The sequence below is a fragment of the Microbulbifer mixtoriginis (SeqCode) genome (genome assembly GCF_052466765.1).
This window is the reverse complement of sequence record NZ_CP174289.1, coordinates 2,665,638-2,677,730: the sequence shown is the minus strand read 5'-3', so window position 1 is coordinate 2,677,730 and position 12,093 is coordinate 2,665,638. Positions and strand designations below refer to the sequence as shown.

At 45.9% G+C, this 12,093-nt stretch carries 11 protein-coding genes and 1 pseudogene; 10 read left to right on the top strand and 2 right to left on the bottom strand.

What is annotated here, in order from left to right; translation table 11 throughout:
- Positions 1-654: 654 nt before the first annotated feature.
- From ACJJIV_RS11880 to ACJJIV_RS11860, 6 genes and pseudogenes are all read left to right on the top strand, one after another.
- Positions 655-1,170: a hypothetical protein gene (locus ACJJIV_RS11880; RefSeq protein ID WP_444889086.1), complete on the top strand. Its 516-nt coding sequence runs from the start codon at positions 655-657 to the stop codon at positions 1,168-1,170.
- Between the two features lie 654 nt (positions 1,171-1,824).
- Positions 1,825-2,250: an acyl-CoA thioesterase gene (locus ACJJIV_RS11875; protein ID WP_444889085.1), complete on the top strand. Its 426-nt coding sequence runs from the start codon at positions 1,825-1,827 to the stop codon at positions 2,248-2,250.
- Between the two features lie 363 nt (positions 2,251-2,613).
- Positions 2,614-2,715, top strand: a pseudogene (locus ACJJIV_RS21525) (hypothetical protein); the annotation flags it as partial.
- The gene (locus tag ACJJIV_RS11870) at positions 2,685-3,257 is read left to right on the top strand and encodes a DUF1963 domain-containing protein (protein WP_444891715.1); all 573 of its coding nucleotides are present in this window, start codon (positions 2,685-2,687) and stop codon (positions 3,255-3,257) included. The pseudogene ACJJIV_RS21525 and the gene ACJJIV_RS11870, both read left to right, overlap by 31 nt.
- A gap of 468 nt (positions 3,258-3,725) precedes the next feature.
- A complete protein-coding gene (locus ACJJIV_RS11865; RefSeq protein WP_444889084.1) occupies positions 3,726-4,592 on the top strand; it encodes a PhnD/SsuA/transferrin family substrate-binding protein in 867 nt (288 codons plus the stop codon).
- 41 nt (positions 4,593-4,633) lie between these two features.
- Positions 4,634-5,116 (top strand): low molecular weight protein-tyrosine-phosphatase, encoded by a 483-nt coding sequence (locus tag ACJJIV_RS11860; RefSeq protein WP_444889083.1) that lies wholly within the window; start codon positions 4,634-4,636, stop codon positions 5,114-5,116.
- 287 nt (positions 5,117-5,403) lie between these two features.
- On the opposite strand, the gene ACJJIV_RS11855 is transcribed toward ACJJIV_RS11860, so the two are convergent.
- Together ACJJIV_RS11855 and ACJJIV_RS11850 are read right to left on the bottom strand one after the other, a co-directional pair.
- Positions 5,404-6,741 carry a dicarboxylate/amino acid:cation symporter gene (locus ACJJIV_RS11855; protein WP_444889082.1) on the bottom strand — a complete coding sequence of 446 codons (1,338 nt, stop codon included), beginning with the start codon at positions 6,739-6,741 and terminating at the stop codon, positions 5,404-5,406.
- A gap of 289 nt (positions 6,742-7,030) precedes the next feature.
- Positions 7,031-7,984, bottom strand: a complete 954-nt coding sequence (locus ACJJIV_RS11850; RefSeq protein WP_444889081.1) for a LysR family transcriptional regulator — start codon at positions 7,982-7,984, stop codon at positions 7,031-7,033.
- 79 nt (positions 7,985-8,063) lie between these two features.
- Here ACJJIV_RS11850 and ACJJIV_RS11845 point away from each other — a divergent pair, with 79 nt between their 5' ends.
- The 4 genes from ACJJIV_RS11845 to ACJJIV_RS11830 all read left to right on the top strand — a co-directional run bounded on the left by ACJJIV_RS11845 (position 8,064) and on the right by ACJJIV_RS11830 (position 12,065).
- A complete protein-coding gene (locus ACJJIV_RS11845; RefSeq protein WP_444889080.1) occupies positions 8,064-8,990 on the top strand; it encodes a CmcJ/NvfI family oxidoreductase in 927 nt (308 codons plus the stop codon).
- A gap of 27 nt (positions 8,991-9,017) precedes the next feature.
- A complete protein-coding gene (locus ACJJIV_RS11840; protein ID WP_444889079.1) occupies positions 9,018-10,346 on the top strand; it encodes an aldehyde dehydrogenase family protein in 1,329 nt (442 codons plus the stop codon).
- A 38-nt stretch (positions 10,347-10,384) separates the two neighbouring features.
- Positions 10,385-11,203 (top strand): prolyl hydroxylase family protein, encoded by an 819-nt coding sequence (locus tag ACJJIV_RS11835; RefSeq protein ID WP_444889078.1) that lies wholly within the window; start codon positions 10,385-10,387, stop codon positions 11,201-11,203.
- Between the two features lie 229 nt (positions 11,204-11,432).
- Positions 11,433-12,065, top strand: coding sequence for a DUF6058 family natural product biosynthesis protein (locus ACJJIV_RS11830; protein ID WP_444889077.1), 633 nt, complete (start codon positions 11,433-11,435; stop codon positions 12,063-12,065).
- The last annotated feature ends 28 nt before the right edge of the window (positions 12,066-12,093 follow it).

Sequence of the window (12,093 nt, the reverse complement as noted above, 5' to 3'; positions counted from 1 at the left end):
TAACATCCTTTAACACAATAAATAACTTAGGCCCTTATTGGCTTAAGTTGAGACTCCAAGCTATCCCCACTGCTTTTATAGCAAATGATTCCCGCATCCCGCGGCTGGTTTTTTGCCATTACTGGGATGCATGTGTGTAGCAAGCGCACCGGAGAGGGACGCCACTATACCGATTAAATCTTCTAACAACTTCAGCACATTTAAAGAGTCACTGCCTAACCAAATTTTGCCGCCGCCTTTGACTTTGATAGCTTGGCGGACCTTGGCCAATGATTCGTGAATATTCCCTATTTGACCTTTTAGGTAACGGTCTGCTTAGTGATTGGGGTCACTTGAGCCTATCAGATTTAAATTTTCCGGCGCCGAAAAATTGAAACCGCCGCCTAACAACAGGTGTAAAGATCCAGAAACCTCAAAACAACCTTCACTAGAATATTTATAAAAGCAACTTAACCGCCAAAGCCCCAACCTAAAAATAAGAAACCTCTCTCTATAACTAGTAGTTATCTCTCTAAAATAATTAGATAACCGCCCAGCAAGATTCCACAGAAAATTCACGACTAACATTTCAATACAGAAACCACTCATTCTCATTTGGTTTTGTCGTTATTGATTTACAGATATTGTGTGATCTAATATGAAAGGGAGTTCACAATGAGAATTGTTACAGCAAATTTTCTGGCACCCATAGTAGTTACCGGATTAGCCATTGGCTTTACTCCATCCGCGCTATCCCAAGCCACAGATAGTGCAACCAGTTTGATAACCCTTCAATTTGATACAACTATCACAATAGATAATGTTGATCCAATCACTATTTCAAACCCCACACCGGGAAATGACGCAATAGCCGACGACAGGTTTTGTGTTGCCGGAAATGGGTTTTCACTTTATGGCATAACCTTTCAAAATGATGGTGCTGACCCTACATATAGTTTAATTGGATCTGACGGGACTTCAATTAGTTACGATGTGGTCTACCAGAATGATGGTGCACTTCCTGAACCGGCTCCAGCCGGACAAGCCATCACCAACAATGTCCTTCAAGCGTCCAACTGCGCGGATGATAACGCCACTTTTGTTATTATTATCCCCGAAAATCAGTGGGAGCCCAATCAAGCATCGGCTCCCTTTTCTGGAACACTACGAATTACCGTTGAAGCCGAATAAACCAGCAAAAATAATTTAGAAAATCAATCATGATGCGCGGGATATTAACTCCTGTGCATCATGTAAGTGAGACCTCCCACTAAAATAATATTTTAAAACTATCACCAGCCTCAATGGCTACCACTTTCAAAGCAGTCATAAATTTTAAATATGAAATTAAAAAACCTTTCAGCCCTATAACAAAGATACAAAACTATAAAGATTACATGTCCACTACATACAAGAGCCATTTATAATTTACCACACGACCATTAAACGCCTGCGAAAAAGAAGTCACTTTCTTTGACTTCACATTATCTCCTGGATATTCCATGGTATACTAACGAGCTTGGCGTATTCGTTGTCACAGAGAGACTGTATTTCGGCTGCCTCAATAATACGGAGCACTGATTTCTTGCGAACATTCCCATGGGTTTCCCGGCTCCAGTTTGCGGAAGCGGCCCGGCAAGTAACTATTTGATGTCAACTATTTTTTGCTGGCACTTACTACTAGTCAACCGCCGCAACGTAGGAGTAAGCAGAAAAGACAAAAGTAATATTGATGTTTTCTTGCAGTCTTGCATTCACTTAAGAATATAAAATATAAACCTACTCACAGCCTCGACGGCCCATTACAATTAACCGCTTTACTGTTTTGATTTAAGTGTAATGACAATGAATGAAGCCCCCCGCAACCTTCTACATCAGGAAACCTTAGCTGTACGCTGGGGTGATATGGATGCCTTTGGCCATATTAACAACGCCACCTATTTCACCTACTTTGAGCAGTGTCGCTGTAGCTGGCTAGCCTCGATATATAGCTCGGGTGCTCTTAGCAGTAATCAAGGGGATGGTCCTGTATTACTCAATGCTTCAGCCAATTTTCATTTACCGTTGGTATTTCCAGCCAACATTACGATTAGTATGTATGGCGGTAATCCAGGGCGTAGTAGCTTTAATAGCTATTACGAGATCAGAGATGCGGATAACACCGATAAACTCTACACCACCGGTGAAGCTAAGATTGTTTGGGTAGACCAGCAGGCTGGAAAATCCATGCCAGTACCTGATGATATACGGGCCTTATTGCCCACCGCTTAAATTGGATTTCGTCATAAGACTAAGAAGGCAGAAGGAAAGAATAGGCTGCTCTCGGAAAAAATCAGACGCGGATGCCGAGTTCAAACTTGCAGAGATCTAATCACAACGCATCTCGAATCAGTATATTCTTTCCTTTCAATACACAAGTGTTAATTAATAGTAAATAAGAACACTGATTGTAAGTACAAAGTTTACCTCTCTGTCACAAAATTAAAGGGATGTTGTAATGATTGAAGATGTGAAAAAGCTTTGGCATGAATGCTTACGCTTATTTGGTTCCCCCACTGAGACAAACAGCTTTTTAGGCGGATTTCCCATTGTTTGTCAGTAAATTAAGTGGCCAGGAAATAATGATCAAGCTTTATCGCCCAGCTGGATTTATCTGAAATTAATGCCGACCAGTGTATTGACTGGCTACCTAAACAGGGGCGACTATTATTTTTTATGACCTTGAAGAGTGTCCTTGGGGCTTTGCCCAAAAAGATAAGGACGGATGGGCCGTTATCTATGAAAATGGTAGCGATGAACCCTTTGAACAACCGTTACCCCTCAATATAGATCCCGAATCTGTTGCTTCAGAAATCAAATATTTAAGGCCTTCTACGTTTACCAGCTACCCCGACTTAGATCGTCTAGATATTTCTTACACAGAACTATCGGATGAAGATCACTGCGATTATTATGAATTTATCGCGAATAATTATGGGGATGATCCTTACCATCAAGTGGGAGGTTACCCAAAGCCCGTGCAGAATGACTGCATGGAGGAGGAATGTCCGCTGGTTAGCGGTGGCGTCTATTGCGGTGAACCTGAAAGCTTTACCTCAGAAAAAGCAAAACAACTAAGGGACCAGCTAAATGACTGGAAATTACTTCTACAGTTTGATTCCGACGATGATGTTAAGGTTATGTGGGGAGATTGTGGCAGGCTCTATATCTGGGTTAAGGAAAGTGACGCAAAGCAATGTAACTTTAATAACTCGTGGATGATTATGCAGTGCATCTAAATTAAATATCATAAAAATACTAGAACAAATAACTCTTCAAGAATCACACTAAAGCTAACTTATAGCCGTACATAAAAACCGTAGCACACTCAATACATGCAATCTCACGAGAATACAGACATAAAACTATCTATTGATTTTGTTTACCTCAATATAGGGCAAGACATAATTTTAAGTAAATATTTAAATGCCATAGGGGTATAGGAGAGCCACAGAGACTGATCAACCAAATCTCTTGCAACAATAGACTCACCTATTCTCTGATAGATAAATCATATATAAATATTCACAACTCAAACTACTCACTCACCAAAAACCCACTCCGGTTAAAAGAGTCTATTCTTCAAAAAGGTCTTCAATTATCTATCAATTGGGGATTCAAACGCCAAACAAGGAAATTTATCTTATTAAAAAATTAAAAGGCAACACCTATTTGTAGTAGGTATATAGAGCTCAAAGTGGCCCTACATGACTATTTTAAATCTGACTTACTATAATGATTTTTATCAGGGTTCCTCCCCATCAAAAATACGCACAACCATTAATTTATTTTCAAAAAAATTAGCTGTCTGGCTGTCAGAAAATTCAACCGGAACAGTTCTTATTAATGTAAGGGATGGCATGACTGTCCTAGAGCAATATGATGACATATGTAATGATCACTCTCAAATTGCCCTAATGAAGCCTGTAGAATATATTTTTGCCCATAAAAAAAACAACCATATAATACCTGCCTGTGCTGCATACCGCTCAGAAAATAGCAAAAAAGACACGTATTATTTTTCTCAGATTTATGTCAACAAGGAATCCGGCATCAAGTCCCTCTCTGACTTAAAGAAAAATCCAGGAAAATTCAGGATTGCTTATGGAAATAGATTTTCCACATCCAGCTTCTTAATCCCTGCAGCTCATTTAAAAAGACTTAATATTCATCCATTTCTGCATTTCAAAAAGTCAATTTTCGCCGGCTGCCAAAATTTGGCGGCAAAAGCAGTATACCTAGGAGAGGCCGATATAGGTACCGGCCATGAAGCAGTAATCAAATCACTGGGTGAAACGTACGCTGATGCAGAAGACAAGTTAGTTCAATTGCATAGAGAGAAAATCTATACTGACCCATTAGTTATAAATAAAATTCCCTTGCCAGAGAGCATCTCTTTTAACCTGATACAAAAAGGGCTTATCGAAGTTGTCAAAGATCCTGAAATTAGAAAGTCTTTAAGCATTTTTTGGAGGGGCATGCAAGGGCTTAGCCCTGTCTCTCACCATAGTTATCAAACCGTTGAATCGGCAATAAATGATATGCACTTAAAAGAAAATGACATTCTGTATTAGAGACCCTGCAAAACTACAGGTTAATTTGAAAAGGATTTAACTTGAATATCAAACCTCGCTATTCAATATTGTTTGTCTGCTTAGGTAATATCTGTCGATCTCCTCTTGCCGAGTCAGTCTTTCGCACCAAAGCACAACTCGCAGGATTTTCTTTTTTGGTAGATTCTGCAGGAATTATTAATCAACATGTTGGCGAAAGGCCCGACAAGCGAGCGTTGAAACTAGGTGAGGATAACGGCTATTCATTCAGAAATTTCCATGCAAGGCAGGTCCGAGAGGGAGACTTTTCTAGGTTTGATTATATATTGGCAATGGACAATGAGACGCTAAAATCACTTAAATCTCTTTCTCCAATCCAATATCAATCAAAACTGTATCTATTCTTAGACTTTGCTGGAGACACAACAAACAAAAACATACCAGACCCCTATTTTGGGGACTCAAGTGACTTTAAAAAAACATTAAGCGCTATTGAACAGGGAGTAGACTTACTTATTGAAAAATTAAAAGAGGAAAATAATTAAACACAACGTTGAAAAAATCATACCTTATATAAAACAATCAACCCCCTACAAATAAAAAAGGTTTTCTGCTTAACAAGTGATTTGTTTCCTTTAATTAAAACACATCCAATAAAGTGAGCAATTAATTCATTTTCCCAAGGGCTCATAAAGCTATTTTTAAAAAATATTGATGACTTTTTGGCTAAGCATAAAAAAGAATCAAATATTTTGCTTATATTTTAAGCAGCTCAATGCAATAGATCACTGCATAACATTCCAGGAATTCTCCCCACATATATTGTCATAATTCAGGCCACCTGAGTGGTCACTTCCTCCAGGTTATCGCTCCCCAGTAACTTATCCATCACCAGACAAGCAGTCAGGTCGCCTGTGACATTTACTGCGGTTCGACACATATCCAGAATCCTATCTACACCAATAATCAAGGCAATGCCCTCAGGAGGAACACCAATACCAGCAAGAATTGTCGCGAGAATAACGATACCCACGCCCGGCGTACTGGGCGAGCCGATGGAGGCCCCCACAGTTGTTAACGTCAACCCAACCAGTTGGGCGGTACTGAGATCAATTCCATAAACCTGAGTTAGGAATACAGCCGCTATCACCTGATAGAGCGCGGTGCCGTCCATATTCACCGTAGCGCCAAGGGGCACAATAAATTTGGCTATGGAAGGTTTCACTTCCAGGGGAGTCTCGGCAGTGCGCATTGAAAGCGGCATAACGGCCGCGGAGCTGGAAGTGGAAAAGGCCAGTAGCTGAACGCCGCTGATGCGCTGCAGGAAGCTCAGAGGCCGCATTGGCGTGGCCAGTGCGACAATCAACAGATAGAACAGCAGTAGGATTAGTAGCCCCAGAATAACCGTGCCTACATAGACAGACATCCCCACGATTGCGGTTAAGCCCACGCGAATGGCGATATCTGCCAATAATCCGAATACCGCCAGCGGCGCGAACAGCATGGCCCAACCGACTATTTTCAAGGCGATTTCCTGCACTATGCCGAAGGCATAGACTGCAGTTTCACGCTGCTTTTGCGGCAGCAACATCACTGCCACTCCGGTGAAAATCGCGTAAACCACCAGCTGCAGCATATTGCGCATGGCGATGCTCTGATTCAGGTTGGCCGGAATCAGTTCGGCAATTCGCTCCGGTAGCGGCTTGGATTCCAGCATCTGTGGTGGTGGGCTGCCGGGTAATTCAGTAGCTGCCGTGAGCAGGGCCTCATCGATATAGTTACCCGGTTGAATAAATTGGGCCAGGACTATGCCGATAATCACCGCTACTGTGGTGGTGGCAATAAAATAGGGCGCTATACGCAGGCCAACCCGCTTGAGCTGGGATACATTTCCACTGCCACAGAGCCCGAGGATAATGGAGGAGACCACCAGTGGAATCACCACCATTTGGATCATATTCAGGAATAGGGCACCGGGCAGCTTGAACCAGCTGGCCAATATTACGCTGAGATTCTCATCGACCAGCTCAGCCCCTTCCGGCGACAGTAACAGGCCAATACCGAGCCCCAGCACCATAGCCAACAGGATTTGCATCCACAGGCGCGTGCGCATCAACAGGCCCAGGGATTCCACCATCCTGAACAGGTAAACATTGGAACCATAATTCATACGAGAATTACCAGATTCAAATTCATTAACTCGGCACCCAAAAGGAAAGCCACCAGTATCCTGCAACTCTAGAGTAAAACTCTTTAGTCAGATCAAGTGAGGGCGATCACGCAATCCCAGGCAATGATTGTTAAGAGCGGTTGCAGAAAGATGACACCGTGCATCCCTAGTGGAAAAGGGCAAGGGATAGATCGTTCACCACTCTAAAAATACTACGGCCTGTTTACCCACATTCAACACCAATGCTTTATCTAATAGCGAGGCCGCTAAAGAATACTCTTGCACGTTGTTACTGATGATCCGTCGCTGGAGCAAATTGCTGCGCCAATAACTCCCTGATCCATTTATGCAGCGAGTCCTGCCCGCTGCGGCTGTGCCAGGCGGCGATCACATCGAAACCGGGAGGCTGATCGGCAATTGGCAGGGTACTCAGGCGCTCATCGGGCAACAGGCGCGACGGCAGAAAAGCCACGGTATTGGTGGAGGCAATACATTCGGCTGCAGCAGCAAAAGAGGGAACCGACAACACCACATTGCGCTGCAAACCAAACTCCTCGAACCAGGTATCGGCCATACCACGCAGTTCTCCGCGGGAGGGAGACACCACCAATTGCGGTAGCGCCGCCAACTGTGCCAATGCCAGAGTCTCTCCTGTTAACTGGCCGGGTATTTTTGCATGGCGGCAGCACACGCAAACATAGTGCTCTCGATACAGCAGCATTGTCGGGCAGTTGTCCGGCACAAAACCGGGTGTACTGAAGACCAAATCTACCTCGCCGGTTTGCAGCTGCTGCGCCATGCGGTCGATTTCCAGCTTGAGCACAACCACTTTGAGGCCCGGGGCCTGTTCACGCAGTTTTTTCAGCAACCCCGGTAATACCACTCGCTGTTCAAAGTCGGTGGCGCTGATAGTAAAAATACCGGTGTACTCGGCCGGCAGAAATTCGTGCCCACGCAGCAGTGAGGCGATTTCGTTTAACACGCTATCGATCCTCGGTGCCAGCCGTTCTGCCAGGGGGGTGGCTACCACTCCATTGCTGGTCCGAATAAATAAGCGGTCGCCAAAGATCTCCCGCAATCGCTTGAGCTGTTCACTCACGGTCTGCTGAGTCACTCCGAGCTGATCGGCCACCCGGGATAAATTTAATTCGCGCAGAATTGCCTGCAGCAACCGCAGCTGCTTTAGTTCCAGCCTATCCAGACGATCGGCCCTGTTGCCCCTAGTCAAACCTGTATCACTCACAATCGTTACTTGATTTTCATTGTATCTACTCCAGCCTAGCATTGCCGATACATAGACCCCCATGAGTGAGGAACCCACTATGCCAGGCGCGACTCTGCAACCATCGACACCGGGCTTAATGCGGGCAAGTATCAACTACGCGGACCCCAGCGCGGAGCTGGTCTACGATCAGCGCCATACAGGCCCCGGCCCCGCTAGCCTGATTGATCAGGTAATCCCCCACCAGGTGTCACTTCATGACGGCAGGCAACTGCAGGCTGAGGGGGAGACCTTCCGTTTGGACGAACAGGGGTTTGAGCTGGTAGAGCCGAGCCTCGATATCGACCTGCACCAGCTGGACGACACTTTAAAAGCGCTGGATAGCAACAAGCCATCAGCCAATAGCACAGTGCTTTCGCCAGAATCCCGAGACACCTTGATCCGTGCTCAGTGGTATCCGCCGATTGAGCGATGGCTGGCTGCTTATTTGGGCGCGGACCAGGTTGTGACCTTCGATCACACACTGCGCGCTCAGACTAAAGCAGACGCCATCGCTGAGCAGAGCCGCAGTCGCCGCGCCCCGGTAAAAATCGCGCACAACGATTACACACCCTGGTCTGCCCAACGCCAGCTCAAGCAGACACTACCGGAATACGACTTAAATCCGGGCGATTATCCCCGGTTTAAGTTTGTGAACTTGTGGTTGCCGCTGCTGCATCGGGTTGAAGAATCCCCCCTGGCTATGGCGGATCTGCGCAGCGTGGAAGCAGCGGATTTCCACAAGATGCGCCTGATTTACCCAGAGCGGGAAGGGCAGATTTCTGTCATCAGCTCCAACCCTCAACACCGCTGGATTTGGTTTAGTGATATGCGCCCCGGCGAAGGGTTGCTACTGCGGGTTTTTGATAGCGAACACAGCGATGTGATTACCGGCAGCCCCCATAGCGCCTTCGACTTACCGGAAAGCGAAAATGCCCCCCGGCGTACCAGCCTGGAAATTCGCACTATCGCGTTGTTTAAATACTAAATAAATTGAAATATCGATCAAAACCCCATGAATAAAACCCTGAACTCAATAGATCCTTTAAATAACGAAGTCGTCGGCAGTGTCGCTATTTGTTATGAAGACGATTTAAAAAGATTGCTGCAACAGGCCAAGCAGGCACAAGTTGAGTGGGGCAAAAAGTCCATTCAGCAGCGTGTACAGCTTGTACAACAAGCCTATAAGCAGCTTGAACCCATACAGGCGAAATTGGCAAAACTGATCAGCCGTGAGATGGGCAAAGATGCGCGGCGGGCCAGCTACGAGGCGGGTGGCGCCATTCACAGTGGCCCCTGGTTGGCCGGAGATTCCGGTGAGGCCCTGCGCAGCCAACGCCAGGGTAACAGTGAAATTCAATATCGTCCGTTGGGCGTGGTCGCGGTTATTTCCCCCTGGAATTATCCCCTGGCGATGGCCAATAACCTGATCGTACCGGCTCTGATTGCCGGTAACAGCGTGATTTTAAAACCCTCCGAAGAAACCCCTCTGGTTGCAGACCTACTGGTAAAAACCCTGAACCAGTCGCTGCCCAACGGGGTATTACAAATTGCCCATGGGGATGGAAAAACCGGAGAAGCCCTGGTGAAAGCGGACATCAATATGGTCGCTTTCACCGGCTCCCGTGCAACCGGCCAAGCCATCATGGCCAATGCCGCTCCCAAGTTAAAACGCCTGATCATGGAGTTGGGCGGCAATGATCCCATGTTGGTTTTGGCCAGCGCCGATATTCACCGTGCGGCACAATTCGCCGTGGCTTCCAGCTTTGAAAATGCCGGACAAATGTGCACTTCAACCGAGCGTGTTTATGTGGACGAGCGTATTGCGGACCAGTTTGAGCGAGCGGTGGTTGCCATTGCAAAAAATTATCGCACCGGTGGTTGGCCAGAAGGGGATGTCGATATAGGTCCACTGGTCAATCCCCGTCAGCATCAAAAAGTGGTTCGGCATATTCATAACGCCATAGAGAAGGGCGCAACGCTTTTGCTAGGCGAAAAATCCCCCAAACTTCCTTTTATTCCTCCTACGGTCATCATTGGTATCAAACCGGGTATGCAACTTGAGGACGAGGAAACTTTTGGCCCGGTAGTCGCAATAGACCGATTCAGCACCATTGAAGAGGGGATTCACAGAGCCAACGACTCTGTATACGGCTTGGGCGCAGTGGTATTTGGCAAGTCAGATGCCCAGGAAGTCGCGAATCAACTGCAGGCAGGCATGATCGGTATTAACCAGGGTGCCGGTGGGACACCGTGGGTAGGCGCCAAACAGAGTGGTTTTGGCTACCACGGCGGGGCTGAGGGACACCGACAATTTGCCCAGCTCACCCTTATTAATCATTAATTAAAAAACCAAGTGCAGATATTTTGGACGAAGTCATTATGCCAAACTCTCCAGACATCGCGATGAATCCAGCAACTGAGGCCAACAGCAGCCTTGAGCAGGATTTCTTTATTATTGCCAGGGAAGCCGGTGCGGAGCACCCTGCTCTGCCAACCTGGGCCGCACGACTGGAAAACCCAGCCTCACTGAAGGGTAACGCCCCGTCTTTGGTTCAGCGCAGAGAAATTGCCGAGGTGCCCGGTGCTTTTCAATTACTCAATGTATTTTCCAGTGAAGAATGTCAGCGCCTCATCGATATCACTGAAAATATCGGTTATCTGCCCGATGCCGCCGTTTCTTTGCCCAGGGAGGTACGCCATAATGACAGCCTTACCTGGGTGGTAGATGAAACTACCGAACGGCTGATCTGGCAGCGGTGCAGCGCATTTATGCAGGACCCGAAAGGCTACTTTGAAGGGCGCAAGCCAGTGGGGCTCAATCAGCGCTTTCGCTTTTATCGTTATGGTGAAGGTGATTACTTTCAATTTCACACCGATGGAGCCTGGCCGGGCAGCCGAATCATAGATGGCCAGTTGGTCGCTAATGGTTTTCCAGACCGTTTTAGCGAAATGACTTTTCTAGTTTTACTCAGTGAAGATTTTGACGGCGGCGCCACACGTTTTCGTGTCAATGCAGATAACCCCTACCAACAGCCCAGCCGGCATTCCATGATGGATATTGATGTAAGAACCCCCGCGGGATCCGTACTGTGTTTCCCCCATGGTATGCACCCCCTGCACAGGATTCACAGCTCAACGCCAATTACTCGTGGAATAAAATATATTATTCGTACAGATATATTATTTCTTCAGGATTGATTAACAAGGTTAACAATTTTATTTTTGAAAAACTTAAAAAAGCATTCAGCCGCAGGGAAGCGGCTCGAACTAAAATAACAGTAAACCGCTACTTAGAGCTTACCTAAAGCCCCTGCATATAATCTATAGTCCGACTTATATACTACGCCCTCCATCGAAGTGTTGCCATAAGTTTTATGTCAAGCTGCACTGCCAATCTGATCGCAACGGCACATTCGGGTGTGTACTTATGGAATTAATAGAATATTTACAGAGTCAGTTTTATAGCAAAGAGGAGCTGCTATCGCTAAGCGGTTTAAGGCAAGAAGAGTTTGCAAACTACCAGAATGCCCTTGTTATGCCTAAAGCTTCCTACACGCTGGTACTGGGCCTGCAATGCCATTCATTCTTCGGCATCCATAATGAATCCCATAATCAAGAGTTCTACGCCAAAGGTTATGTATCCTGGTTAAAAGACCTTCGGCTAAAAAATAATCCAAAACAGATTTTTGATTTATTTAAAACAAGATACACGGATACAATCTATCAGTTAAAGTCTCTTGGCCATAGCTGTTCTGGCATAAAAATGAACAAGGGGCTTACCACACATATTGAAAGCGAATGGAAACACTTTATCGATGGTACTTATGGGCTATGCACTAAAAGCGGACTCCCCGAGGATATAGCACGTAAAGAGCTGGCCTCTCTAGTGATCAAGGAGTTAACAAAAGAGGGCAATCTCAGCAGAATAGGCCTACAAAAATTACAGAGGGCTGTTGACCTGCTAGAGAGCGCCAGCAGCCTTTTCGCACCCCATGAGCGGCATAAGAGTTCGAGGCAAATACTGATTCATGATATTCGTCAACAATTTAATCTCAGATAAAGACACTGTAAAAGCCAACGTCACAAAC

Excerpts from the sequence above, each read along its gene's own strand:
- ACJJIV_RS11840 (WP_444889079.1), top strand. The coding sequence starts at position 9,018 with ATGAATAAAACCCTGAACTCAATAGATCCTTTAAATAACGAAGTCGTC.
- ACJJIV_RS11835 (WP_444889078.1), top strand. The coding sequence starts at position 10,385 with ATGCCAAACTCTCCAGACATCGCGATGAATCCAGCAACTGAGGCCAAC.
- ACJJIV_RS11865 (WP_444889084.1), top strand. The coding sequence starts at position 3,726 with ATGACTATTTTAAATCTGACTTACTATAATGATTTTTATCAGGGTTCC.
- ACJJIV_RS11830 (WP_444889077.1), top strand. The coding sequence starts at position 11,433 with ATGGAATTAATAGAATATTTACAGAGTCAGTTTTATAGCAAAGAGGAG.
- ACJJIV_RS11880 (WP_444889086.1), top strand. The coding sequence starts at position 655 with ATGAGAATTGTTACAGCAAATTTTCTGGCACCCATAGTAGTTACCGGA.
- ACJJIV_RS11855 (WP_444889082.1), bottom strand. The coding sequence starts at position 6,741 with ATGAATTATGGTTCCAATGTTTACCTGTTCAGGATGGTGGAATCCCTG.
- ACJJIV_RS11875 (WP_444889085.1), top strand. The coding sequence starts at position 1,825 with ATGAATGAAGCCCCCCGCAACCTTCTACATCAGGAAACCTTAGCTGTA.
- ACJJIV_RS11845 (WP_444889080.1), top strand. The coding sequence starts at position 8,064 with ATGCCAGGCGCGACTCTGCAACCATCGACACCGGGCTTAATGCGGGCA.